Here is a 25,595-nt window from a genome sequence, read left to right as displayed (position 1 = left end):
TTAATACTGTTTAAGAGACATCACTGCAAAAAAAGACTATTCAAGTCAGAATAATCTCTTTTAAACAACTATTCACTTGCAATTGCTTGTTCTAATACAAGCTGTAATTTTTCTTTAGTAGGTACTCCTTCATGTACTTTTTTATCATCAATATAATAAGTGGGTACGTAATAATAATCATATCTATCTGCTATATCCGAATGTTTTTGCTCATCTATCATTTTAATTTCAATATTTTTAAACTCTTCTTTTAACATCAGCTGATCCATTATTTTTATTGCTCGTTGACAATGGGGACAGTTCTTTAACATAAACATTGTTACTTGCTTCACTTAAAATCAAACCCTTCTGTAAAAGCTTTAGATTACACTTATATTATACACATATTTAGTTAAAAATCCATACGCATTATAATATATTCTTATATTAAATATAAATAATTTTTATTATTCCAAGATACTATTTAAATTAAGATGAACTTCTTTTACAAACCTTTCACTTAATTTATTTATACCATAAAAGGGTACTAAAACAACTGAATTTTTAACATAACTTAATGTATTTTCATATGCTTTTCTTAGCTGTTTAAGACTAAATACTATCCACTGTAGATGTTCTTCAGTTGGGTTATCTATATATTCCTTAATTTCTTCAACAAGTCTATTAATAATTGTAAAATAGTAACTGGAGAAGAGTTTATTTTTAATACAAAATACCTCCATTGAATTACTCTTAATATCATACAGTAATTTAATCACATAAGATTTATTGATAAATGAATTAATATCCTGACTAGCTATAGCCTTATTTTTTAATAATATACTGATATTATTAATTTCTGCTATGGTATTGTGTAAATACAGTTTTTGTAATCTGACTTGTTTAAAATGTAAACTAAAAATAACTTGAATTAAAATAATAATTACAATTATACAAACTAGTTTTTTTAATTTATAACTCATAATTAGCACCCACTAATAATCTTTTTTTATTCTGCCTAAACTCTTTAAAAGACGATTATATACTTTATTAAATTGTATTTTATTTATTAATGGTAAACGCTCAACTCTACCATCTAGGCTTTCATCAAAAAATACTTCATAAATGTAAAAATTAGAATTGGTATGATTTATGTACTCTTTTACAAAGTTAAATTTTTTAGTATCTTTAGTTAATAAAGCTTGCTTTAAATTATTGCATATGTAATCTAAGTGCTTCTTTAAACCACTACTATCTCTATTAACAATAGCAGCTAACTTGTTAAAGCTATGGTCTACTATTTGCAATTGATTTTCTATAATTAATAAGGTTGTTTCAATGTTTTTTTGGGTAGCATTATTTAAATCAAATTTTTGTGTTATTATTTTTATAGATCCAAATCTATAATAGCTTTGTTGATAGCTTTTTTGTAACATATCAACATATTTATTATTACTAGAGCCAATGATAATCATCAATATTATTATTACAGTATAAAAAAGCTTAATCTTTAACTTGTTATTTAATTTAAACACCGCAACCCCACCTTTACTAAATTTAACTATATCATATTTTAGATACATTTATAGTCTTTAAAGTAAAAAGGAGTTGTAACTCAAAAATTGAGCTACAGCACCTATTTAAAAACACATCCATTGTTAATTAGCTTTAAAGTTATATATTGGCTTTATTTGATCAACTATTTGAATTGTTTCTGTTATAAAGTCTGTTATTTGATTAATTCCTTTATATGCCATAGGGCTCTCATCCAGTGTTTTTTTACTAATAGAGGTTGTAAAAACATTTCTCATTTCATGTTTAAATTTATCTAAACTGAGCTTTTCTTTGGCGGCTTTTCTAGATAAAACCCGTCCAGCTCCATGAGGGGCAGAATAATTCCAGTTTTCATTACCCTTGCCTATTGCTATTAAAGAACCATCTCTCATATTTAAAGGAATAATAACTTTTTCATTGTTATGAGCCGATATTGCTCCTTTTCTAATAATTTTATCTTTGAGGTTTATATAATTATGAATTGTTGTAAATTTATCTAAATCAGAATAGTTAAGTTGCAAAAAACCAACTATTTTTTTACTCATTATCTTACGGCTAAAGTCAGCAAACTCAATTGCTACTTGCATATCATGCAAATAATTACTCATGTCTTCACCTGTTAAATAAGCCAACTCTTTTGGTAAAATATTGTTTTTAGTTAATCCTTCACATATATGTTTTGCTTTTTTTTGGTGATACTCAGCTACTTTTAAACCAAAATTACGGCTTCCACTATGAATAACAAGATATTTATTTTTATCTTTACCTTTAGCAATTTCAATAAAGTGGTTTCCGCCACCCAAAGTCCCTGCAGATTTTAAATCGCGCTCATAACTAGATCCTATTCGTTCTGAGACCTCTTTAACTCTCTGCTGTAGGCCTTTTGGCCATTCTATGGTTGGTTTCTTATTTACAGCAAAACCATGTGGAATGCTTTTTCTAATATAACTATCAAGCTCTTTGAAGTTAATTTCTATTTTACCCAAATTAGTTACCTGCATACCACAGCCAATATCTACCCCTACTATATTAGGTACAACTTTATCTATTAATTTGGCCGTAAAACCTATAACACAACCAGCACCAGCATGAACATCGGGCATAATGCGAACATGACTGCCTTTAAAGGCTTTTTGACTAACAAAAGTACTAATTTGCTGCTGTGCTTTGGCATCAATTTTTGTTGTAAAAACGATTGCTTCATCGTGCGATGTTTTTATTATTTTCATTAAATTCATTCTCTCTTAAATACCGTTAAAATCTATTAATGGGCTAAATATGCCACCAAAATACCAATAACCAAACCTAAAGCAGTATATAACTTAGTTTGTTGCCAGGCCTGTGGAATAAGCTCATCAACAACTATATATGTCATTGCTCCAGCCGCTGTAGCTAATGATATACCTATAAAGGACTCGCTAATTGTAAATAATAGCATACCTATTATTGTACCTATAGGCGTAAATATACCTGCAAGTAAACATATAAATAACACCTTTAAGGGTTTCATTCCACCAACACATAGTGGCACAGATAAACCCAAACCCTCTGGAATATTGTGTAAGGCAATGGCAAGTGCAATTACTGCTCCTAGCTCTGGTGCTGCCTGATAACCAGCCCCAATTGCTAAACCCTCTGGTAGGTTATGAAGGGCTATACCCAATGCCACAAACAAACCCATTTTTAAATACTCGTTAGAATCACAAACTTTTGGACTCTTGTGCAAATGAGGCACGAGGTACTCAAGCGTTACCATAATTAAAATACCTATAGCAAACCCTGCAATAACTCCAATAGTATTAGTATATGCTATTGCTTCTGGTAATAAATCTAGTAAAACTACCGATGCCATAACCCCAGATGCCAAACCTAACATCAATGCAATATAGTTTTTGCTTTGTTTTGATTTAAAACAAATGGCCAATAAACCACCTATTACAGTTGACAATCCTGATAACGTACTAAAAATTAGTATTTTCATTTTTTCATCCTCAAGCAAGCTCTTTTTAAATAGTAAGTATATTATCTTTGCAATTAATACTGATAATTATTACTTATTAGCCTACTAAAATATTATATCATACGTCATATAGCTATTGTATAAAGTATTGCTCAAAATAAAAGGTACTGTTGCACAAAAAAAATGCCTCAGTACCTAAATTTTAGGAGTTATTTTTCACTAGTTATTTCTATAATAACTCTATGTTAAAACATAACAGCAATATTCTTAATTACTTAATTTTTATAACTAACACTCGTTATTTTTATCTTTTAATCCTTTATGAACCATAATATCTAATATTGTTTTGTCTGTATTAATCATACCAGGGTTACTAATTGCACCAATATTTTCAATACACTCTTCGGCAGTTCTACCAACTATACCATTAGAGCAAGGAACACATAAACCATTCATTATCATTAGGGCATGTCTCACAGCAGTCGCGACCCCGCTGGCAACCTTTAAGGCACAACCTGGTTTAGCACCATCACAAATAGCGCCAATAATATCTGCTGTTAAGCTACTAATAAGCTGTTGCATCTCAAATGCGCCGCCACCTAATAAATAAATGATACCTGATGCAGATCCAATTGGAGCTGCAATGGTACAGGAACATAAAGCAGACAATAAACCTATTGATGATTTTACTTTAATAGTTAACGCTTGGCTTATCGCCAATGCCCTTAAAAGTTTTATGCCATCTATGCCAAGCTCTTTTGCGGCAACATATACCGGAATAGTGGCAGTTAGTCCTTGATTACCACTTCCGTTTGTAGTCATAACGGGTAAAGATAAGCCCCTCATTCGAGCATCAGAGGCGGCGGCTGTATACAAAGAAGTAATGTTTGCCAAGTCTTTACCTAACTTGCCACTATCTATTAGCTCTTTCATATTAGCGCCTACACTTAATCCACAATCACACTCTAAACCTTTTTGAGCAACTTTATAGTTCATTAAAGCACCCTCTAATAAAAAGGCTAAATCCTGCTCATTATAACTCTCAATAACACCAACTATTTCATCAATACAGTGTTTATCTAATACACAAACATCTTTTTTACTTTCACTTAAAAAATTATAGTCTTTGTTTAATAAAACTTCACCATTTGCTTCTAACCTTATTAGATTCTCGTGAGTTTTAACAATCTCAGCTAAACCAGTTCCCTTATCGGTTTCCACCTCAGCAATTATATGCAATAAGCCTGGTTCACCAAGTACACTAACCTCTACATTACCCGAGTCAATTAATTTATTCATAAGCTTAATGTGCTCTTGATTAATATCCTTTAGCACCTCTAAGCCAACCTGAGAGTTACCCCCAACAGCACCAATCGCGGCAGCAACATCTAAACCAATTTTACCGGTATTTGGAACATAAACACCCATGCCGTTCTTATATATATTAGGGTCAGTCTTAACCTTAACTTTTTTAACAGTTCCGCCTACTGCATTAACAGCATAAGCAGTTGCTAATGATACTGCAACTGGCTCCGTACATCCCATAGCAGGGGTTGTCTGTTTTTTTATCAGCTCTAACAGTGTATTCTCTAAACACATATTCTCACCCTCAATATTAATTATAGCTTTCTAAAAACGCTATAATTATAACATATATATATCATTTTGTACCTGTACAATTAACAAAAATACAACATTATAAATTACCAATTAAGATAATTTTAGAGTTTTTTAAGCTAATGAGAGCTAATATTTTGCTACATACGTGTATTAATTGGAATATTATTAATTTTTTATGGTAAATATCCATATATTCATTATTTATAATAACGCTATTTTAACACCTAGTTAGCAAGTAATAAAATATACCAAAATCATTGTTAATAGATATCCCTATAGGGGGCAAGGGCTTATTCACTATACACATAAGCAACCAAAAAACAAAAAGAAATTATTAAAAAGGCTGATCACATTAGTAGTGAAACAGCCTTTTAAGTATATTAAAACCAAAGCACCTTAATACCCAAATAGGGAATATAATTATGCTAGATAATAATTATTTTTGTATACAGCCAACAGTTATCTTTTAAGATTTTACTGGTGTGGCTTGATTAAACTCACCAGATTAGCATAGGCAATACCTAATTCCTCTAATGTTTCAATCTTTGGAATACCTTGCATTGTCCAACCTCGGCGTTTAAACACTGCGTCACATAAAGCTTGATAACCTTCATCACGAAGTTTACGTGTTAAAGCTATTTTTTCTTCTGTGCTTTTACCAGTTGGGTCTACCCCGTATTTATCTTTAAGTTGAGTATCATAACGTTCTACTCGTGACTCATACTCTTCTACTGTTACAGGACCTAAGGCTCTGTATGGTGGTTGATCATGTTCTCTTACACCAAAACCACAACGTAGATTAAAGATTCTTTGTAAATTATAAACACGTGCAGACTGTTTTACTAACTCATCTAGGTCTATATTACGGCCTGTAACACCATTAAACAAATCAATGTAGTTTTGTACATGACCAATAATCATAGACGGCTTTTCTGTTTCGGCATTATCAGCTGGTTTTATATCATTCCAAGGAAGTTTACACAATCCTACTAAACTGAACCAGGTTCTAAACAATGGAAAATAATATAAAGCCTCTGCTTTGTCTTCGAATGTTGGCATAAGGTTATGAATCATGTCATCAAATATTAACCAAGCCTCATCGTGCTGTGGCCCTTTATTTGTTAAGCTATATCCACCCTGTTGAGCTAATGACTCTTTAGGAACATACTCCGAATACTCTAAACCCTTACATTCCATACAAACATCTTTTATAAACTGCTGTTGCTGCGCTGTAAATCCACCAACTTCGGTTAAGAGCCAGTTTTTAACGTAACGAATACCTTGACCTACTATTGCACCAAAGCTTTCATTGCGAGCTATTTGATGCAATAACTCCAAAGCAGAATCTGTTCTACCAAAGCTTATATTTAAACCACCAGTTAACTCGTCTGTTAAAATACCAGCCTCATATAACTCCATTATATAGGCAACGCCCGTACCAAATGAAATTGTATCTATACCATAGGTATCACAATAAAAGTTATTTTCAATAATATAGTCGGCATCAAAAATACCACAGTTAGATCCCACACCTGCTATAGTTTCATATTCTGGGCCATCTACTAAAACTTTTTGTCCTTTATAGGGACCAGTTGTTAGCTCAAAACCTTCTACTACTTTGGCACAAGCTAGTGTACAGCCAAACCAACAACCATCACAATCACTTAAAGTGAATTTTTTCTTATAAACTTTATCGTCAATATTAGGGGTATCTGGATGGCTACCATATTTAAAGTTTTTAACGGGTAAAATATCAAAGTGATCCATAATAGACACTAAGTAAGATGTGCCACGTTTACGCATTTGGTTTTGAACATCATCATAATCATGCACTTCTTTATGAACTTTAACACCAGCATCTTGAATTAAACCAAGATCAGCAGGGTTATTAGAGTCGCCTTTTAATCCTTCATATTTTACAATTAAAGCTTTAACTTTTTTATCACGAAATACTCTACCTATTCCACCACGACCAGCTTGCTTTAAACGAACCATTTTTCTTCTTGGATCATAAAAAGAGAAATTCAACATACCCCAATTACTGTAATCTGCGGCAGTACCAGCAGATACTACAGAAATATGTTTTTTATCTTCTTCATTTAAGGCATACATTTCAGTTAATACTTCAGCTAAAATGTGGCTATCTAGTGGCTCCTGAGGAGCCTCATCAATAGATACAGTACCTTTATTGCCATCAATGTAAATAACAACATCTTCTTTAGCTTTACCTTGAAGCTCTAAAGCATCAAAACCTGCAAACTTTAAATAAGGTCCAAAATAACCACCCACATTACTATCAATAGGAGCATGTGTTAGGGGAGATATTGTACATACATATGATTTACCTGCACCAGGATATTGAGTAATACCTGCAATAGGACCAGCAGCAATAACTATTTCATTTTCTGGGCTATTCCACTTGCTGTTTTCATTTGTAGACTGGTATAAATACCACATACCATATCCACGTCCACCAACAAATTTTTCTTTTATCTCGGGCTCAACTTGTTTTTCATTTACCTTGTTGTTAGTTAAGTCAACATGTAACACGCGATCAGTATAACCACGCCATACTTTACCTAAGTCATAACTAAATTTACATAAGTTATTATGAGCCTGCGCCATTTTTGTTATATTCACCAATACTCCACCTCCTATTTCTCTAGTGTTAGGGCCCCTGTAGGACATGAGTTTGCACACAAGCCACAAGCCACGCATTTAAAAGGAACAACTTCATCATGATGATAATACATAGCTAAGTAATCACAAAAACCAACACAAGATAAACATCCAACGCATTTATTCTTATCAATACGTATTACACCATTTTTATCTTGGCTTATTGCATTAACAGGGCAAATATCTATACATTTTCCACACTGAACACATACAGTAATTTTATTTTCACCATTCTCTTCAGTAACTCTAATAGCTGACTTCTTGGCATCCTCTACTTTAAAAAAGGCTTTTGAACAAACTATTTCACATTGTCCGCATCCAATACATTTACTGCTATCTACTTTAAGTTTACGCAATAATTACACCTCCGTTTTAGCGACTTTATCTTAATAAACACTCTTTAATTTTAATATAAATTTAAAAATAAATAAAGCAAAACAGTGTTTAATTATTACATATATTATAATTATTTTTATTATAATTATAATAATAACTTAAATTAACTTATTTACTTTTTATAAGTTGTTACACATGTAGTGTAAATAAGACAAAAAAGACTCTAAGTAACTTTTAAATTTACACATTAAGTAATAATTTAAGAGATTACTTGAGCCTTAATAAATTAGGCATTTATTATTTTTTGGGTTTTATTAGTTCCTCCATACGAGACATGGGCTCTCGTATACTAAAATGGCCAGCTAGGGAGTCATATTTTTCACCATTAATTAATAATTGCACTTCACTTATTTCTTTTAATTCAGTTAAAGAATTTACAATTGCACCTAAGGTCATTATCTCACCTGTACTTCCACCCGGGTGATTTTTAATGAAATCATATGATAAATTTACCGTTGCTAAACCATTCTCTATTTTTATTTTTGGTTTTTCAGTATATAAAGGAAGTAAAACTGTTCCCTCAGGTATGGGGTTAAAAAATCCTTCTTTGTTGGGTCCTTTAATGAGTTCTTCCATTATCATATCTGCTTTTAGTGTTTTATCTACTTTTAGTACTCTGCGTTGCTCACACTCTAGCCATTCACCATTAGAATCAGGATAATATAAACAGATATGCTCATAACTTGCCATTTTTAATCCTAGCCATAATCCAGCTACCACAAAAAGACATATTGCAATCCATTTATAACACTTTTTATTCATAATACAACCCTCCCTTATAAGGTTTACGCTATATAACTCTAGGAGATTCCATAATTTTATAAAAATCATTATATTAGTTGTTTATAAACCAAACTATAATGATTCTTAATTATTTTAAGCTTGCTAAGTGCTGGTGCTTATTTTTTTGTCTTACCATAAGTAAAAATACCGTATGTTATATTACTCTTAAAATATTTAATTAAAATAAGTTAATGAATATACAAATAAAGGGGCAAACATTATTTGCAATAATGTAAAGCCCCTTACTTTTATTATGCAATTTTAGTCTTAACTATTAATTTCTTGGTTATTGTCTCTTTCAACTTCGTTTTTACTGAAATTAAGATACTTATTACCTCTAATCAAAATTAATCCTAATATAGATACAAAGGCAACAAGACTCAAAGTATTAAAGCCAGAATACAATACTAGAGCCAAACAACCACAGAATAAACTCATTGAATATAAAATGCCTACAGCTTGTTTTTGACTTAATCCCCTATCCAAAAGCTTGTGATGTAAATGTCCTCTATCAGCATGAAATGGTGATTTACCATTTAATAATCGTCTTACAACGGCTATGCTAGTATCAAATAAAGGTAATCCCAATGCCAAAACAGGAACAGCAATTGCTATAGTTGTTGCACTCTTCATTAAGCCATGAACACTAACTGTTGCCAATATAAACCCTAGTGGCAATGCCCCAGTGTCACCCATAAAAATTTGAGCAGGGTTAAAATTATACTTTAAAAATCCTAAGCAGCTACCAACTAAAGCGGCTAATAAAACTGCTATTGCTAAAGTATTTTGTTGCATTGCTACTATTAATAAAGTAGTGGAGGCTATTCCTGCAGTACCTGCAGCTAGTCCATCTAAACCATCAATAAAATTTAAAGCATTTGTAACACCAGTAATCCAAAACATTGTAATAGGTATTGCAAATACACCAAATCCAATATAGATTGAACTAAATGGTAATCTTATAAAGTTAATTCTTACTCCACCCATTATTACAACTAATGCAGCAGTTCCAAACTGAATTATTAACTTTAGCCAGGGAGATAAGTCTTTAATATCATCTAATAAACCCATAAGTGCAATAATGCTTGTCCCAGTTAAAATCCAAATTATTTCTTTATTAAGTTCTCCAAATAATAATACCCCAATAAAAAAAGATATGATAATACCTAATCCACCTAATGAAGGAATTGGTACTTTATTTATTCTTCTACTGTTAGGATGATCAACAGCCCCTACCCTAAAGGCAAATTTTTTAACAAACGGAGTTAAAACAAGTACCATTATAAAGGAAACTAAGCCAGCAAAAAAAACATTGCTATTAGCCATTTTTACTACCTGCCTTCTAATCTTGTAGTATCTACCTATCTAATTACGCTATATCTATCTAAAATTTCTTTGTAAAACGTTGCTCTTTCTATTCTATCAAAAAAAAGACTACAGTACCAGCAGTCTTTTTTGCATATCAAACCAACATATTGAAATATAACATTTACTTTTCAACTTCATTATCGGGCTTAAAAACCTTTTTAGGTTCTGTTTTAAGCATATCACAGTTACCTCTAAATAATGCCCCATCAGAAATTTGTAAACCTAGTGCAGTAACGTATCCATATAATTTACCTGTTGATAACAATTCAAGTGTACCTTGAACCTCTAAATTACCATGTACTTCACCACTAATAATCATATGCTTAGCGGTAACCCCTGCATCAACAAAGCCCTCTGCTCCAACTATAATAGTAGAATTTTCGGCAACAATTTTACCAGTAACTCTGCCATCTACCCTTACAACACCAGTACACTTTAGTACCCCGTTAAACTCTGTTTGGGGTCCTATAATTGTTTCCATCTTACCAGTTTTGCCTTTATAATCCGAACTTACGTTACTATTATTAGTTTTGCCAAACATCTTACACTCTCCTTATTTAGGTAAATAATTAATAGGATTTTTTCTCTGATTATTATAACGAACTTCATAATGCAAATGAGCACCGGTACTTCTACCACTATTGCCAGAATAGGCAATTATATCGCCCTTTTCGACTTTATCTCCAACCTGTACTTTAAACTTACTTAGGTGAGCATATAATGTTTTAAAACCCATTCCATGATTAACTATTATATGATACCCATAGCCATATGAATATTTAGCAGTAATTATAGTACCTGGGGCAGTTGATTTAATAGCGGTATTGTATCCTACTCCTATATCTATTCCATAATGATAATCTCTACCAATGCCAAAAGGTGACCTTCTGTAGCCAAAAGGTGATGTTATTATTGCTCTAGCTGGCCAAATATCTGGAGTAGCAGCTAGCGTTTTTGTATAAATAACAACCTCTTCCTCCAAATTTTCGAGGCTATCACTTTGCACTGGCACCTGGTTTGTTAATACATTAAGATTTTTGCCTAATTCAGATAAAGTTCTAGAAAGAACACTTCTGTTACCTAATGTATATCTGCTAGCATTAATATTAAATACAGATGCAGCTGTGGTTATCTCATTTTTTGATGTAGTAAGAATTTTTGTATTTGATTTATATGGAACAGCAGATTGGGGTTGTGGATTTTTGGCATCCATTTCCAGCATGTCTCTAATGGAACTATCAAAACTCTTCATATTGTTAACTTGCTCTTTTAAGCTCTCTGTAACCGCAGCAAACTCTAAAACTTGGTCTTGCAGAACCTTATTGTCTGCCAAAACTCTTTCATAATCATCTGCATAAGATTTATATTGTAAGTAACTATTTACGCCTACAAATAGAGTTATAACAAAGCAAACTAACGCAACTAGGGCTATTTTAATTGAAGCATATGTAATATTAATTGATATAGGCTTGTCTCCAGAGAACGGAGCAATAATTAAGGCAAAGCCGTTCTTATCTTTACTCAATAAGATATCCCCTTTTCTATGTTAATTTACTCAAGCTATTTAATTCGATAAACAAAACTGAAATCCTGCTACTTAATTTAACTTCTTTAAGATAAGTTTAAAAAAAATTCAAAAATTTTATACATATTTCCCAGGAAATATAACAAGCTTTATTACTCCTATAATATCTTTATTATTAATAAAAAATCAACTACGCTATTATCTTTACCATACTTAAACAAGTAAAGTGTAATTATTAAATCTATTTTTAAAATTGCTAATCGTGTTTTAACCAAATTCTAACTTTTTTCATACGGAGTTTTTACTTAAACTACGTAAAATATAAGTATCAAATTAAGTAATGAAAAATATATAGAACAAGATAAAAGATAGGAAGTGGTTTTTATGGCAACTCAACTATATCGCTCACGGTCTAATAAAAGACTAGGTGGCGTATGTGCGGGTGTTGCTGAGTATTTTGGCATTGATGTTACTCTAGTTAGGTTAGTAACACTATTATTAGTATTTTGGGGTGGTGGCTTTATATTTTATTTAATAGCTTGGATAATTCTACCCGAAGAATCAGCTTATCATCATAATGGCGATCCAATGTTAAAAAGCGCTCACTCGGGAGATAAAAAATATCTTTTAGGTTGGGGATTAGTGATTTTTGCATCTTCAATGATATTTAAAAGATATTTACCTTATATACCATTTAAACAATATTTATGGCCAGTTTTACTTCTTTTTATTGGTTACTGGTTGATAACAAAAGGCAAAAGCAATAATAAATATTAAAATACAAGGAGGACATAATTATGTCTGTAACAATTGATAAAATAGATTTATTAAGAGAAAGAACAAATATATCATACAGTGAAGCCCAAGAGATTTTAGAGAAATTTGATGGCAATGTTGTAGAGGCTTTAATTAGCTTAGAAAATAATAATAAAACGCTAAAAGTTAGTAACATTAATAACAATACTAATAGTAACTATCAATACCAGCAAAAACAACATAAACAAAGACATTATCAGCAAAGACAGGATTATAGCAGACATAAAGACACAGCTATGAAGTGGCTAAAAAAACTACACACAACTTATTTAGCTATTAGCAAAAGAGGCAGTAGTATTATTAATTTACCACTTACCATTGCTATACCATTAATCTTATTTACACTTCCGTTTTCAGTGTTTGTGTTAATTGGAGTAGCTATTACTGGTCATAGTATTTCTATTAAGCGAAATAATGGCATTAACTTTACAATAGACGAGGTTATGGATATAACCAAAGATTCTAACAACCAAACAAGCAATCAACAGCACCAATACAATAACAATAACAATAACCAACAATAATTAATAATAGTAAAAGGAGGGTTATTATGTCTATAAATATTGAAAAAGTAGATTTACTAATGGAAAGAGCCAATATTGGCTATAAAGAGGCTTATGAGCTTCTACAACAACATAATGGTAGTGTGATAGAGGCTCTGGTTTATTTAGAAAAAACCGAAAAAACTAAACCATGTTATCAACATCAAACTGGTAATAACGAACCAAGTACCGTAGATAACATTCAGAACTTTATTAGCGAAACTCATCAAAAAAGATTTGTAGTTAGTAATGAAGAACGTAAGGTTGTAGACCTACCATTAACAGTGGCTGGAATTGCTGGTGTTATTGCTTTTCCAGTAGCTGTACCACTTATTGCACTAGGCCTTGTTACAGGACATAAAATTGACATTAAGAATAAAGCTGTTAAGGTGGATGAAAACTGTAATGAAACTTGCACAGATAACAATATAACAAGCCAAATTTCAGTTCAAAAATAAAAATCTTAATAATTACTATAAAGTTTGCTGTTAAAAAGTTAACTTTTGGTAATGCAAAGTTCACCTTTTATATATAACTGAGGGTCGCTATGTTATGCGACCCTTAGTTTGATTTAACAGCTTTACGAAAAGCTATTATGGTTTTATTTAAAACATTCTTATTTTTCAGTTATAATAACCATAGTACGTATTAATGAGGTGTAGTAATGAATAGAATATTGATTATTGAAGACGATATAAAAATTGCAAGATTTATTGAGCTTGAGCTAAAACATGAAGGATATGTAACTAAGTCTGTACACGATGGCAGACAGGGATTAAATGAAGCTCTAGATAATGAACACGATCTTATTATTTTAGACCTAATGCTGCCGGGGCTAAATGGGCTAGAAATATGCCGCAGGGTTAGACAACATAAACAGGTGCCAATAATTATGTTAACTGCCCGTGATGATACCATGGATAAAGTTATGGGATTAGATTTAGGCGCAGACGACTATATAACTAAACCATTTGCTATCGAAGAACTGCTAGCTCGTATAAGAGTACTTAATAGAAGAATGAGTTCTCAAAATGCCAGCAATAAATCAAGTTTAATTGTGTGTGGCAAGCTAAAAATAAACACAGCGGAGCATACTGTAACTTTTAATAATGAGGTAATTGAACTAACCAGAACAGAGTTCGACCTCTTATATTACTTAGCCTCAAATAAAAATATTGCGCTAACTAGAGACCAAATTTTAGATGCAGTTTGGGGAGAAGACTATTTTGGAGGTCACAAAATTGTAGATGTATATATCCGTTATTTAAGAAGTAAAATTGATGATGTTTACAACACTAACTGCATACACACAGTACGAGGGGTAGGTTACTCATTTAGAAATGAAAAGGCAAAATCTCAAAACTAAAAAAACAAAACCCAAAAAGCCTGCTAAAAAACCTAAACAAAAAAATAATAATCAAAACAGTGCTTTTGACCATTTTATTTCATTGTTAAGGTTTAATATTCGTTTTAAACTAACCCTAGGCTATGCCCTAAGAATAGCTATTATATTAGTAACCATTAGTGCCTTTGTTTATTTTGGATCCTGTTATATTGTTTATAGTGCCTATAATAATATATTTGATAGTTCCTCTAAAAATATAGAATTTTTGTTTAACCAAGGCTTAAACTATGACTCTAGTGTAATTACTAATACAGTTAAAAATAATAATATAAGCTTATATGTTTATACCAACGAATATCAAAAACTATACAGTTTTCCAGATGATGAAGCCCAAAAATACAATGAGACTGTTTTTAAAAATACCTATCGATGGTGGAATGGACATAATTTTGAAGATATTTACTATACTACTAGTAAAAAAAATATCCATGGTGATGTATACAAAATTGTCTTAAAAAAATCCTTACTTAGTGCCTCATCTTTATACAAAATAATACTAACTCCAACTATAATAGCTTTAATCATAATATATTTAAGTACAGTTATGTCTGCTAGTAAGATGGCGACAAAACACCTAGATCCTATTCATACAATGACTGCTAAGGTTCGCCAAATATCTGCTAAAAACCTATCTACCAGGTTAGATATTAGGGGTACCAAAGATGAACTAAAAGACCTTGCTCATACCTTTAATGTTATGTTAGATGGAATAGCTCATAGTTATGAGCGAGAGAAACAGTTTGTTTCTGATGCCTCACATGAACTCAGAACACCCATTGCTGTTATAAAAGGTTATGCCTCTTTAATACAGCGCTGGGGTAAAGATGACCCCGAAGTGTTAAATGAAAGCATTCAAGCCATTGTTAGTGAAACAGATAGCATGCAAAGCCTCGTAGAGAGTTTACTATTTATTGCTCGTAAAGATAGAGGAACCTTAAAAATGGACTTTGAATACTTCTGCATCTCTGATTTAGCTAATGAAATAATAAGAGATACTAATTTAATCGATAAAGAGCATACCGTACTTCATGATATTAAACCAAACTTAATTCAACGAGGCAGTGCCGACAAATTAAAACAGGCTTTTAGAATACTAATAGATAATAGTTTGAAGTATACCCCCACTAAAGGAATTGTGCAGGTTGACCTAAAATGTTCGGAAAAACATAACATATTTATGATATGTGATACTGGCATTGGAATAAGCCAAGAGGATTTACCCCATATTTTTGACCGTTTTTACAGAGCAGATAAATCAAGAACCAAATACAAAGAAAAAGAAAGTACCGGTGGAACTGGCTTGGGTTTATCGATAGCTAAAATAATTGTAGAGCAGCATGGAGGGCGCATTTTGGTAGAGAGTGAAATAGATGTTGGCTCTAAGTTTACAATATTTTTACCAAAAGAGGCTGTGCTAAAGTCACCAACTAATAGTAAAAATCAAGTTAGTAAAAAATAATATACTAGTTGTAGTAGTACGCAGTAAACAAGGCTTTAAACGTAAACTTATTACAGAGTTATTTATTTTTTAAAGCCTGACCCCATTTTTTAATAATTATAAAAGGTAGCCCTAAAATTGAGCTACCTTTACTGTTAAAAAATATTTTCTTGTAGTGTTGGCTTAATTAGTATCATAAATACAAATGATATTATTAGAGGTACTGCTATACCTGTATAGTATTGATTTGTATTTATTTGTTTAAGTATAAAGGGTAGTACTTGGGGGATTATCCTTAGTAATGTGGCGACTACTAAGCTAACAGTAAAGCCTTTTAGTTTAAACAATCTTGTTATTGAGCCAAAGGTTAGTTTACCTTCATTAACAATAGCTACTAAGCTTATCATGTATAAAATTCCTGATATCATAAGTAGCAAGTTAATACTTATGTCATAGGCAGTAATGGCTCCCGACTTTAAAATTAGGCTTGCTATATAAGTAATTAATAAATCAATAACTAAAAATGTCACTAAAGATAAGATAACGTATAACAACATTTTTAGTGCATTAGCTTTACCCTTATCTCTATTGCGCTTTATTGTAAATAAGAAAAACCATACAATAACAATATAAAACACTGTATTAAGAGTTGATGTTCTGGCTGCTGCAACATCTAAGTTAATACTTAGGTTAAAAAATTGATTAACAAAAAATGACCTAATTATACTAAAGGGTGCCCCTATTGATTTGGTAACTAGTTGTATTAAAAAATATCCTCCTAATGAAAAAAACGTTAAAAATTTAGTGTTATTATTCAAAAACCACACTTCCTTATATCTTATTATGGAGCAACTATTTCTACACCAGCGCTCTTTAGACCTTTTTTTATAGCCTTTGCTAAATCTATAGCTGAAGGATTATCGCCATGTAAACAAACTGTGTTTGCTTCAATATTTAATATCTCGTTAGTATAGGTAACAACCTGTTTATCACAAACCATTTTAAGGGTTCTAGCCAAAACCTCTGATTCATCGTGTAAAACAGACTTAGGTAGTTTACGTGATACCAGGCTGCCATCGTTATTATAGGCTCTATCAGCAAATACCTCACCTACTACTTTTAACCCTAAGTCTGCACTAGCTAAAGCCAACATAGACCCTGGTTGGGTAAATACTTTAAGACTGCTATCGTACATTTTAATTGATTTGGCAATAGCTAAGGCAATGTCTTTATCTTTACTTGCCATATTATAAATAGCACCATGGGGTTTTACATGGTAAAGCTTAACATTATTTGCTTTACAAAATGCATCTACTGCCCCTATTTGGTATAACATATAATCTATAATCTCTGCACTACTACACTTCATTTCGCGTCTGCCAAAACCCCACATATCTGGAAAAGAAGGATGAGCCCCTATATGAACATTATGGTTTACGCATAATTCAACACTTTTGCTAATTAAATGAGGGTTTCCGGCATGAAAACCACAGGCAATATTAGCAGAACTCAGTAGGGGAATTAACTCGGAATCAAAACCTGCTCCTTCACCCAAGTCAGCGTTTAAATCAATTTTAAATTTGCTCATTTTTAAAACACCTTTCTCTATTTTTAACTAGCTCAATTGTTAAGCTGAAATATATGTTTTATTTGCTTAACTTAGTTATTTATTAATCTTGCACTTAGTGCTGTATAACGTTCTACTACTTTATTATTTTTTACTGCAATAGCCAAAGCCTTTTTAGTACCCACTAAAACAACTAGTTTTTTGGCTCTGGTTATACCTGTATAAAATAGGTTTCTTTGCAGCATTAAATAATGCTGAGTTGTTACTGGCATAATAACCACAGGGTATTCACTGCCCTGGCTTTTATGTATTGATACAGCATAGGCTAAAACCAACTGATTTAATTCTTCATATTTATATTCAACAACTCGCTCATATCTTAAGTTTATATATTTAACATGTAGGCTTTTACTATCGTTATTTATTTCTATAATTCTACCTACATCGCCATTATACACATTTTTACGATAATTATTTTTTATTTGCATTATTTTATCACCCTCACGCCAAACCATATTGCCTCTTTTAAGGCTCACTTTACTATTACCATGGGGGTTAAGAGCTTGCTGTAATAATAAGTTAAGGTTATCTACCCCAGTTACTGTTCTCCTCATGGGAGACAGCACCTGTATATCATTTATAGGGTGATAATCACCATATTGGGGCAGCCTTTTTTTACATAGACCCATAATAGTTTTTACAATAGCCTCGGGTTCTGCTCTAGGCACATAAAAAAAGTCTTTATCTTTTTCGGTTAAAACCGGAAACATTCCATCATTAATACGGTGAGCATTTACAACTATTAGGCTTTTTTCGGCCTGTCTAAATATTGTGGTTAGTCGCTCTACTTCTACAGCTTTAGATTCTATAATATCTCTTAAAACATTACCCGCACCTACTGATGGAAGCTGGTCTACATCACCCACAAAAATCAGCTGACAGGCAGGTGGTATAGCTATTAATAAATTGTACATTAATAAAGTATCTACCATAGAGGCTTCGTCTACTATTAAAACATCGGTCGTTAAAGGGTTTTGAGCATTGCGAGCAAAGCCCATGCCCTTATTTTCATCAAAGCTATACTCTAATAATCTATGAATCGTTTTTGCAGACTTACCTGTTGTTTCGCCTAACCGCTGGGCAGCTCTGCCAGTTGGGGCAGCTAAACTTACCTGTTTACCTAGCTGCTCAAATAGGGTAATTATACACTTAACAATTGTAGTTTTACCTGTACCAGGTCCACCAGTTATAACTGTTACACCGTTTTTTAAAGCCTTACTAACAGCACTTTTTTGCTTTTTAGCCAGCTTAATTGCCTGAGTTTTTTCGTATAAATTAATCTCCTCAGTTACATTACTTTTAACTAAGTTTTGCCACTGGGATATTCTGGTTATATTTTTAGCAACCCCACATTCTGCATAATACAATGGGGCTAAATAAACGGCATTATTAAATTTTTTATCTATTATAATATCTTTTTGAAGGCAGAGGGTTTGAATTGGTAAAGCAAACTTTTGCTTAGCTACTTCTAGTAGCTTACTTGCTTCTTCGTTTAAGATTTCGAGGGGTATATAGCAATGCCCTTCATCGCTATTTTGCTGCAATAAGTATTTTATACCAGCAACTAATCGCTCGGGGTGGTCTGTGGCTAAGCCATTGGCTCTGGCCAATTTATCAGCAGTTTTAAACCCTATTCCATGCACATCCTTAGTAAGTATGTAGGGGTTATTACGTATGGTAATTACGGTTTCATCACCGTAGTGCCTTATTACCTTACCGGCATAACCGGGGGTTAATCCTAAACCTTGTAAAAATATCATTGCCTCGTGGTTTTCGGCATTAGCCATACCAGCTATAATAGCATCTACTTTACTTTTACCTAAGCCATCTACCTCAAGTAGTTTTTGGGGGTTATTCTTGATAATTTCAATAACTTCAACCCCAAAATGGTCTACTAATTTTTCAGCCATTTTGGGCCCTATTCCATCAAACGATCTACTAGCTAAGTAGCTCTTTAGTCCCTTTTTATTTAAAGGAATTACAGCCTTATACCTATTAACCTTAAGCTGTTTACCGTGTTTGGGGTGTATAAACCATTCTCCATAAACAGTTATGGTTTCACCAACCTCTAACACAGGAAACTGCCCTGTAATTTTTATTTTTTCATTACTGTTTAAAGGCTCAAACTGAGCAACTGTGTATCCCATTGCTTCATCTCTATAGGTAAACCTTGTTACAATACCAGTTAACTCAATCATTAAAATCACCTCACTTAAACAAAACAATTAAACCATTGGAAACCCAATTTCAATTTTAATTTTACCCTTTTTTGTTTTACCTAAATCTTTAAGTACCACACATCGACCTCGTCCTCGGCATGAAATAACATCGCCCTCAGCAACTGTAGCTGCAGGTGAGTTTTGAGCTCTGTGGTTGACCTCAACTTTACCTTGTTTAATAAAGTTTGCAGCAGCAGATCGAGATAATTGAAAAGCCTTAGACATTACTGAATCTAAGCGAAGCGAGGCTAAAGTAAGTGCCAATGTTTGATACTGTGTTTCTGGTTTTTCGACCTCTGCAGTATCTATAATAGCTGTCTCTATGTTAACTGAGCCTATTTTTTGCAAGTTGTTCATTATAAAATCGGCAATCTTTGTGTCAACCATAATATTGGCTTGATCCTCTTCAACAATGATATCACCAATTACATCTCGTTTTATTCCAAGCCCTAAAATAGCACCTAAATAGTCTCTATGACTAACCTCTTTGGGTTCTTTAAGCTTTACATTAATAGCTGTTATATCATATATGGGGTCATACCAATCACAGTCTATAGGAGAAATAGCTAACTTTTTTCTCTCAGTAGATTCTACTCCACCAAAACCTTCGTATTTTACATCACCTAAACTGTTCATAACCATTTCGTATAATATAATGTCGTTTGGACTTAAAAAATGAGTTACAGATGGTGCACCACTCTTTTTAACTCTTTCAATTATATCTATTGCTCGACCAATAATAATTTTTTCATCATCATTTCGCGCCTGTGCCAATAATTTATCCTTTACTAACATAACTAACCCTCTCTCTTAACTATCAAAAACCAATCCTTACATGTACTTTACACTAATATTTGTTCGTTACCCTCTATTGTACCACATTTAAAAATGTTGGGCTATTGACAGCTATAACTAGCAATAACATTTGTTTAAAATAAAAAAAGCTGTAGCTTAGTATATAACAGCAAATTAATTAACACTATGTGTACTTTGCCATTATTATATACTTTACTACAGCTGGGCCGCTACAAGTGTAGTTACTATACAAACCTCCTACACCACTATATTAAATTTACTACTAAAAAATACGTTTTTTGTTTAACTTTAATTAATTTTTAAGCTTTTAATCTTCGTCTAAAACCTTAATTGAGCCATTACTGGTTTTAGCAACAATATCTAAATAGGGCTTAGTTTCATCAAAACCTTTTGTTGCTGCCGACATAGACTTTTTCATTGATCGAGTTTGGCTATTAGAAATATGCCAATTATTATCTACTTTTATAGTACCCATAGAGGTTTTGGCATTAAAACAAGCATTAGTTAGCTCTCCTGCAAATACCTTAATGCTACCGTTAGAAGTAATTAATTTTGCAGAACCATAGGCATTTTGGGGCAGGTATAATCTAATAGAACCATTGCTTGTAACTAAATCTGTTTCTTGAGCATTTACTTCTATTTGTAATGAGCCATTAGAAGATGCGGCTTTTATTTTTTCTACTTTGCCTTCTTCAACAACAATTTTTCCATTAGATGTACTTAATAACCAAGCTTTACCTTCGATATCTGCAATTTTAATTCTGCCATTTGTAGACTTAAGATAACAGTCGTACATATATTTTTTAGGCACAAACATATCTACAGATACAGTATGACGATTATTAAATTTTCTTTTAACCTCTAAATTTACAATATTACCTGCACATCTAATGTCTAATAAATCTGCGGCAACCTCTTCAATATGCTCTTTAGCACACTTAACTTTTTTACGTACCTTTACTAAAATATTATCTCTATCGTCTTCTCCAACAACTCTTATTGCTCCGTTTTGGAGATTTATATTTAAGGTTACATTTTCGTGTTGCTTTTCTGGTGAAAAAGTAAACTCTTCCTTAACTTCATAACCATCAAATCCCGAAAAACTAAAGCCGTCTATTAACTTGCTAATCATAGGTCCAATTTGACTTGTTGCCTGTGAAATTACCTCTCCCACATTTTGAAACTGATTAGCTATTTCGTCTTCTACCTTAGCATTATTATCAAAATGAATATTGAGGTCTTTACAGCGACGACGTACTTCTAAAATACGATTTTGAGCTCTTTCTGACTTTTCTTTAGCTTCGTTTAATAACACTTCTTTTTTGGCCATTAAATCTTTAAGCTTTTCCTGAGTTTCAGCAAGTTGATCTTTTGCCTCTTCGTCACTAAGCTCTTTACCTGTTCTTAAATCATCAATTTCACCTAAGTAGTCATTTAGCTCTTTAATTTCATCAGCTAAACCTTGCACCTCTTCATGTAAACCCTTAGCTTCTTCAAATTCACCCTCAGCTTCTTCCCACTCATTTGCCAAAGTAGAATTAACTGAACGTAATTGATCTATATTACTATTAAGTTTTCTGTTTTTTAGGGTTTCGCTTAAAGCCTTGCGACTTTCTTCAATAGCCTCTTTTACATTATCTTTAACAGATCTCATAGCCTCTTTACTTGCTAACTTAGCTTCTCTAATTGACTTTTTAAAATCATCGTTATCAAAATCAAACTCGTAACTATTTTTTTTAGATTTTTTATGAGCACCGTGGTCATCGTCATATTTTTTGTTATCACTTTTTTTATCCTCATCAGGCTTATTTTCTCCTAATGCATTTAATAACTTGGTAGCTTCTTCAACACTTATTTTACCTTCGCTCAACATATTAAGTATCATTTTACGCTCTTCAGACATTTTATTTACCCCCAATAAATTCTTTATTGATTGCATTATATGCTAACCTTTTATAATTGTCAACACTATCTTAGTAATATTTTAGGATTAACCTAAACTATTACTAGATTAAAGCTTAATATTATTAAGAACAACATTTAATTATTTAATTATATGAACTAAACCAGTTTATTATTACCTACTATATGTATTATTACTCTTAACCTAAAAGCAATATACACTTGTTAACTATTACTAAAGCATATTTAGTAGATTGGTTTTTATTTTTGTACAGCAGTGAACGTTTAATCTATAAAACGTTTTTTTTTAAACCGCAAAGAGCTCAAAGGGCACGAAGAGTTTGGTTATAGCTATTTTGGAAGTATCGTTTTCATTTTTACTCAGTGGTAAAAGAAACTTTGTTATTTACTGGTATTGCAGTATTAGAGCTAACATTTAGCTAACCACTATGTTTCTCCTTTGTGTTCTTGGTGTTCTTCGTGGTTAATTTAAAAATGTTTTTAAACCGCAAAGGGCACAAAGGACATGAAGAGTTTGGTTAAGGATATTTGAAAGTGTAGTTTTTATTTTTACTCAGTGGTAAAAGAAACTTTGTTATTTACTGGTATTGCAGTATTAGAGCTAACATTTAGCTAACCACTATGTTTCTCCTTTGTGTTCTTGGTGTTCTTCGTGGTTAATTTAAAAATGTTTTTAAACCGCAAAGGGCGCAAAGGACATGAAGAGTTTGGTTAAGGATATTTGAGAGTGTAGTTTTTATTTTTACTTGGTGGTTAATCCAAGATTTGAACGACACAGAGGTCGTTCACTACATTTTCAGCTATTTAATTAGCGATTTATTTTAAGGTAAGAAGCTTTTTCTTAAGAAATAATTACAAGTTATGTTTTTCTCTTGACATTTACTTAGTTCAAGTATAATATTGCACTAACCGTACTACTACTAATAGTACAGTACATACAGATGGAGGGATATTCATGCTGTTAATAAATGATTTATATAAAAGCTTAAATAAACAGCCAGTGCTTAAAGGCATTAACCTAAAAGCCGATAAAGGAAGTATTTATGGACTTATTGGCCCAAATAGGTCTGGTAAAACTACCTTAATTAAAACTATTTTAGGTATATATACAGCAGATAAAGGTTCAATTTTATTTAATGATGAACTATTAATTGATAGTTCACCACATAAACAGCGGGTTGGTTATGTGCCGGATTATTCTATATATTATCCGCACTATAAAATTAAAGACTTAATAGATTTATACCAACGCACCTATAAATTTTGGGATGAGCAAAGGTATGCTAAGCTAAGGGTGGAGTTTAATTTAGATCCCAAACAAAAGGTTAAGAATTTATCTAAGGGCATGAAAACCCGCTTATCTTTACTGCTTAATTTGGCACTACAGCCCCAGCTTTTATTGCTAGATGAGCCTACCTCGGGGCTTGACCCAATTATTAGAGATAGGGTTCTTAAATTACTAAAGCAAGAGGCAGAGCAAAATAGTACTACTATGATAATCTCCAACCATAACCTAGCTGAACTAGAGCAGGTTTGTGACCATATAGGAATAATTAGAGATGGTGTTATTACGCAACAGTCATCGCTAAAACAGCTAAAATCCGATATAACAAAGGTTCAAGTTTATTATGATAAAGAGTTTCCGCTGGAGCTGCAAAACCACCCAGATATTTTAAATATAAATAGGGTAGGTAAGGTGCATTATTTAACAGTAGCCAAAAACACCGAGCAGGTTTTAAAACTGGCTCAACACCATAATCCTGTTTTACTAGAAAAAATAGATGTTAGCTTAAATGAAATATTTACTCATAAGGTGGAGGGAAAATAAATGAAATCAATATTTAGCATAACCCTGTTTCATAAAGAGTTTAAAACCCTATTGATTGGTATGTTTATAGTTACTTTAATTCTATGTTTTACCTTACCTTATGCCCATGTTAGCTTTGTAAAAACTAAGGCCTACTTAACCGAAAGAAACAATGCCCCTAACATAGCTGATGAAGATAAATTTACCAAAGAAGAGATTTTAGAGTTTTCTGGTAATAAGCTTATCACCAATATTAAAAGAGGTAACTTTATTCAGCTAGCTTTGGCTTTATTATTTCCGTTAGTAATCGGCATAAGCCTATTAGGAAGTGAGCGCAAACACAATACTATGGATATGTTAGTAACCATGCCCTACTCTCGTTTGCAAATTATTATGAGCAAGGTTTTGGCTGGTTTATTAATAATTATTCTACCTTATATAATTGTTTACGCTATTACTTTTATTCAACATGAAACCATAGCAGATGTAAGCGCTGTGTACAGCCTTAATCAGCTATCTCAATGGTTTTTTGCTAGCATAACTCCACTGTTTTTAATTTTTGCAGTAGGGGTATTTGTTTCAACATTAGTAGCTCCGTTTATGGGCTCATTATTAATAGGAACGATTGTATCTATTTTTGGAATTGGTTTTGCAACTATTTTAGGCTCTAATCTTAGGTTTTTTACTATAAGCAGCTCAGCACTTGATTCTATATATAAGGTTTTATTTACCTTATCACCTATAAGCTATATATTTGTAAAATCACCACTGGACTTACTTGGCAATTTCCATTATAGCTATAACCAAATACTAATATTTAGTTTTATATTTGCAATATTGTTATTAGGACTAGCGATATTTTTATATAAAAGGAATCCACTAGAAAACAACCATGAATTACTGCTTTTTCAGGGCTTGAATCCAGTCTTTATTGCAGGCATGACTATTTGTATGGCATTAACGCTAGCTCCTATGTTACAAGCAAGCTTTGGAGGCGGTACATTCACCCTATTTATAGGGCATTTAATCGGCGGCTTAGCTGGATTCCTTTTATCGAGGTACTATATTAAAAAGGTACGGGCTAGTGTTTAACTGTTAGGTAGAGGTTTTAGAATGAAGCTTTAAGGTTATTGTTTGA

24 protein-coding genes are annotated in these 25,595 nt (G+C 32.3%); 7 read left to right on the top strand and 17 right to left on the bottom strand.

The window, feature by feature from the left end:
- Nucleotides 1-68: 68 nt before the first annotated feature.
- The 12 genes from IMX26_RS12355 to IMX26_RS12300 all read right to left on the bottom strand — a co-directional run bounded on the left by IMX26_RS12355 (nucleotide 69) and on the right by IMX26_RS12300 (nucleotide 11,864).
- Entirely contained in the window at nucleotides 69-332 is a 264-nt protein-coding gene (locus IMX26_RS12355) for a thioredoxin family protein (RefSeq protein ID WP_195158695.1), read from the bottom strand.
- A gap of 114 nt (nucleotides 333-446) precedes the next feature.
- Nucleotides 447-962, bottom strand: coding sequence for a hypothetical protein (locus tag IMX26_RS12350; RefSeq protein WP_195158694.1), 516 nt, complete (start codon nucleotides 960-962; stop codon nucleotides 447-449).
- Nucleotides 963-974: 12 nt separating this feature from the next.
- Nucleotides 975-1,514, bottom strand: coding sequence for a hypothetical protein (locus IMX26_RS12345; RefSeq protein ID WP_195158693.1), 540 nt, complete (start codon nucleotides 1,512-1,514; stop codon nucleotides 975-977).
- A gap of 123 nt (nucleotides 1,515-1,637) precedes the next feature.
- The gene (locus tag IMX26_RS12340) at nucleotides 1,638-2,762 is read right to left on the bottom strand and encodes an RtcB family protein (protein ID WP_195158692.1); all 1,125 of its coding nucleotides are present in this window, start codon (nucleotides 2,760-2,762) and stop codon (nucleotides 1,638-1,640) included.
- A gap of 35 nt (nucleotides 2,763-2,797) precedes the next feature.
- Entirely contained in the window at nucleotides 2,798-3,514 is a 717-nt protein-coding gene (locus IMX26_RS12335; protein ID WP_195158691.1) for a ZIP family metal transporter, read from the bottom strand.
- Between the two features lie 267 nt (nucleotides 3,515-3,781).
- Entirely contained in the window at nucleotides 3,782-5,092 is a 1,311-nt protein-coding gene (locus tag IMX26_RS12330) for an L-serine ammonia-lyase, iron-sulfur-dependent, subunit alpha (RefSeq protein ID WP_195158690.1), read from the bottom strand.
- Between the two features lie 495 nt (nucleotides 5,093-5,587).
- Nucleotides 5,588-7,753 carry an aldehyde ferredoxin oxidoreductase C-terminal domain-containing protein gene (locus IMX26_RS12325; protein WP_207729282.1) on the bottom strand — a complete coding sequence of 722 codons (2,166 nt, stop codon included), beginning with the start codon at nucleotides 7,751-7,753 and terminating at the stop codon, nucleotides 5,588-5,590.
- Between the two features lie 14 nt (nucleotides 7,754-7,767).
- On the bottom strand, nucleotides 7,768-8,148 hold the full coding sequence (locus tag IMX26_RS12320) for a 4Fe-4S binding protein (protein WP_195158689.1): 381 nt from the start codon (nucleotides 8,146-8,148) through the stop codon (nucleotides 7,768-7,770).
- A 277-nt stretch (nucleotides 8,149-8,425) separates the two neighbouring features.
- The gene (locus IMX26_RS12315; RefSeq protein ID WP_195158688.1) at nucleotides 8,426-8,950 is read right to left on the bottom strand and encodes a GerMN domain-containing protein; all 525 of its coding nucleotides are present in this window, start codon (nucleotides 8,948-8,950) and stop codon (nucleotides 8,426-8,428) included.
- Between the two features lie 288 nt (nucleotides 8,951-9,238).
- Entirely contained in the window at nucleotides 9,239-10,297 is a 1,059-nt protein-coding gene (locus IMX26_RS12310; protein WP_195158687.1) for an MraY family glycosyltransferase, read from the bottom strand.
- A gap of 163 nt (nucleotides 10,298-10,460) precedes the next feature.
- The gene (locus tag IMX26_RS12305) at nucleotides 10,461-10,880 is read right to left on the bottom strand and encodes a polymer-forming cytoskeletal protein (protein ID WP_195158686.1); all 420 of its coding nucleotides are present in this window, start codon (nucleotides 10,878-10,880) and stop codon (nucleotides 10,461-10,463) included.
- A gap of 12 nt (nucleotides 10,881-10,892) precedes the next feature.
- Entirely contained in the window at nucleotides 10,893-11,864 is a 972-nt protein-coding gene (locus tag IMX26_RS12300) for a M23 family metallopeptidase (protein ID WP_195158685.1), read from the bottom strand.
- A 384-nt stretch (nucleotides 11,865-12,248) separates the two neighbouring features.
- On the opposite strand from IMX26_RS12300, the gene IMX26_RS12295 reads away from it, so the two are divergent.
- The 5 genes from IMX26_RS12295 to IMX26_RS12275 all read left to right on the top strand — a co-directional run bounded on the left by IMX26_RS12295 (nucleotide 12,249) and on the right by IMX26_RS12275 (nucleotide 16,086).
- A complete protein-coding gene (locus IMX26_RS12295; protein ID WP_195158684.1) occupies nucleotides 12,249-12,641 on the top strand; it encodes a PspC domain-containing protein in 393 nt (130 codons plus the stop codon).
- A gap of 20 nt (nucleotides 12,642-12,661) precedes the next feature.
- Nucleotides 12,662-13,204: a hypothetical protein gene (locus IMX26_RS12290; protein WP_195158683.1), complete on the top strand. Its 543-nt coding sequence runs from the start codon at nucleotides 12,662-12,664 to the stop codon at nucleotides 13,202-13,204.
- Between the two features lie 26 nt (nucleotides 13,205-13,230).
- Nucleotides 13,231-13,680, top strand: coding sequence for a DUF4342 domain-containing protein (locus tag IMX26_RS12285; protein WP_195158682.1), 450 nt, complete (start codon nucleotides 13,231-13,233; stop codon nucleotides 13,678-13,680).
- 206 nt (nucleotides 13,681-13,886) lie between these two features.
- Nucleotides 13,887-14,588: a response regulator transcription factor gene (locus tag IMX26_RS12280; protein WP_195158681.1), complete on the top strand. Its 702-nt coding sequence runs from the start codon at nucleotides 13,887-13,889 to the stop codon at nucleotides 14,586-14,588.
- Nucleotides 14,563-16,086, top strand: coding sequence for a HAMP domain-containing sensor histidine kinase (locus tag IMX26_RS12275; protein ID WP_195158680.1), 1,524 nt, complete (start codon nucleotides 14,563-14,565; stop codon nucleotides 16,084-16,086). The genes IMX26_RS12280 and IMX26_RS12275 overlap by 26 nt, the downstream gene beginning before the upstream one ends.
- 134 nt (nucleotides 16,087-16,220) lie before the next feature.
- On the opposite strand, the gene IMX26_RS12270 is transcribed toward IMX26_RS12275, so the two are convergent.
- The 5 genes from IMX26_RS12270 to IMX26_RS12250 all read right to left on the bottom strand — a co-directional run bounded on the left by IMX26_RS12270 (nucleotide 16,221) and on the right by IMX26_RS12250 (nucleotide 22,630).
- Nucleotides 16,221-16,883: a hypothetical protein gene (locus IMX26_RS12270; RefSeq protein WP_195158679.1), complete on the bottom strand. Its 663-nt coding sequence runs from the start codon at nucleotides 16,881-16,883 to the stop codon at nucleotides 16,221-16,223.
- 23 nt (nucleotides 16,884-16,906) lie between these two features.
- Nucleotides 16,907-17,653 (bottom strand): 5-oxoprolinase subunit PxpA, encoded by a 747-nt coding sequence (locus IMX26_RS12265; RefSeq protein WP_195158678.1) that lies wholly within the window; start codon nucleotides 17,651-17,653, stop codon nucleotides 16,907-16,909.
- A 71-nt stretch (nucleotides 17,654-17,724) separates the two neighbouring features.
- Nucleotides 17,725-19,890, bottom strand: a complete 2,166-nt coding sequence (locus IMX26_RS12260; RefSeq protein WP_195158677.1) for an ATP-dependent RecD-like DNA helicase — start codon at nucleotides 19,888-19,890, stop codon at nucleotides 17,725-17,727.
- 27 nt (nucleotides 19,891-19,917) lie between these two features.
- Nucleotides 19,918-20,706: a YlmH/Sll1252 family protein gene (locus IMX26_RS12255; RefSeq protein ID WP_195158676.1), complete on the bottom strand. Its 789-nt coding sequence runs from the start codon at nucleotides 20,704-20,706 to the stop codon at nucleotides 19,918-19,920.
- 328 nt (nucleotides 20,707-21,034) lie between these two features.
- Nucleotides 21,035-22,630 (bottom strand): DUF4097 family beta strand repeat-containing protein, encoded by a 1,596-nt coding sequence (locus tag IMX26_RS12250; protein ID WP_195158675.1) that lies wholly within the window; start codon nucleotides 22,628-22,630, stop codon nucleotides 21,035-21,037.
- A 975-nt stretch (nucleotides 22,631-23,605) separates the two neighbouring features.
- Between IMX26_RS12250 and IMX26_RS12245 the strand changes: the two genes are divergently transcribed.
- The gene (locus tag IMX26_RS12245) at nucleotides 23,606-24,478 is read left to right on the top strand and encodes an ABC transporter ATP-binding protein (RefSeq protein ID WP_195158674.1); all 873 of its coding nucleotides are present in this window, start codon (nucleotides 23,606-23,608) and stop codon (nucleotides 24,476-24,478) included.
- Entirely contained in the window at nucleotides 24,479-25,549 is a 1,071-nt protein-coding gene (locus IMX26_RS12240; protein WP_195158673.1) for an ABC transporter permease subunit, read from the top strand.
- The last annotated feature ends 46 nt before the right edge of the window (nucleotides 25,550-25,595 follow it).

Origin of the sequence: Clostridium sp. 'deep sea', from assembly GCF_014931565.1 — a bacterium.
GTDB lineage: Bacteria > Bacillota > UBA994 > PWPR01 > PWPR01.
The sequence above is the reverse complement of the archived record's forward strand: the minus strand, read 5'-3'. Positions and strand labels throughout refer to the sequence as shown.

Coding starts and splice junctions, on each gene's coding strand:
- IMX26_RS12350 (WP_195158694.1), bottom strand. CDS start 962: ATGAGTTATAAATTAAAAAAACTAGTTTGTATAATTGTAATTATTATT.
- IMX26_RS12340 (WP_195158692.1), bottom strand. CDS start 2,762: ATGAAAATAATAAAAACATCGCACGATGAAGCAATCGTTTTTACAACA.
- IMX26_RS12335 (WP_195158691.1), bottom strand. CDS start 3,514: ATGAAAATACTAATTTTTAGTACGTTATCAGGATTGTCAACTGTAATA.
- IMX26_RS12330 (WP_195158690.1), bottom strand. CDS start 5,092: ATGTGTTTAGAGAATACACTGTTAGAGCTGATAAAAAAACAGACAACC.
- IMX26_RS12315 (WP_195158688.1), bottom strand. CDS start 8,950: ATGAATAAAAAGTGTTATAAATGGATTGCAATATGTCTTTTTGTGGTA.
- IMX26_RS12310 (WP_195158687.1), bottom strand. CDS start 10,297: ATGGCTAATAGCAATGTTTTTTTTGCTGGCTTAGTTTCCTTTATAATG.
- IMX26_RS12305 (WP_195158686.1), bottom strand. CDS start 10,880: ATGTTTGGCAAAACTAATAATAGTAACGTAAGTTCGGATTATAAAGGC.
- IMX26_RS12295 (WP_195158684.1), top strand. CDS start 12,249: ATGGCAACTCAACTATATCGCTCACGGTCTAATAAAAGACTAGGTGGC.
- IMX26_RS12290 (WP_195158683.1), top strand. CDS start 12,662: ATGTCTGTAACAATTGATAAAATAGATTTATTAAGAGAAAGAACAAAT.
- IMX26_RS12285 (WP_195158682.1), top strand. CDS start 13,231: ATGTCTATAAATATTGAAAAAGTAGATTTACTAATGGAAAGAGCCAAT.
- IMX26_RS12280 (WP_195158681.1), top strand. CDS start 13,887: ATGAATAGAATATTGATTATTGAAGACGATATAAAAATTGCAAGATTT.
- IMX26_RS12275 (WP_195158680.1), top strand. CDS start 14,563: ATGAAAAGGCAAAATCTCAAAACTAAAAAAACAAAACCCAAAAAGCCT.
- IMX26_RS12265 (WP_195158678.1), bottom strand. CDS start 17,653: ATGAGCAAATTTAAAATTGATTTAAACGCTGACTTGGGTGAAGGAGCA.
- IMX26_RS12260 (WP_195158677.1), bottom strand. CDS start 19,890: ATGATTGAGTTAACTGGTATTGTAACAAGGTTTACCTATAGAGATGAA.
- IMX26_RS12255 (WP_195158676.1), bottom strand. CDS start 20,706: ATGTTAGTAAAGGATAAATTATTGGCACAGGCGCGAAATGATGATGAA.
- IMX26_RS12250 (WP_195158675.1), bottom strand. CDS start 22,630: ATGTCTGAAGAGCGTAAAATGATACTTAATATGTTGAGCGAAGGTAAA.
- IMX26_RS12245 (WP_195158674.1), top strand. CDS start 23,606: ATGCTGTTAATAAATGATTTATATAAAAGCTTAAATAAACAGCCAGTG.
- IMX26_RS12240 (WP_195158673.1), top strand. CDS start 24,479: ATGAAATCAATATTTAGCATAACCCTGTTTCATAAAGAGTTTAAAACC.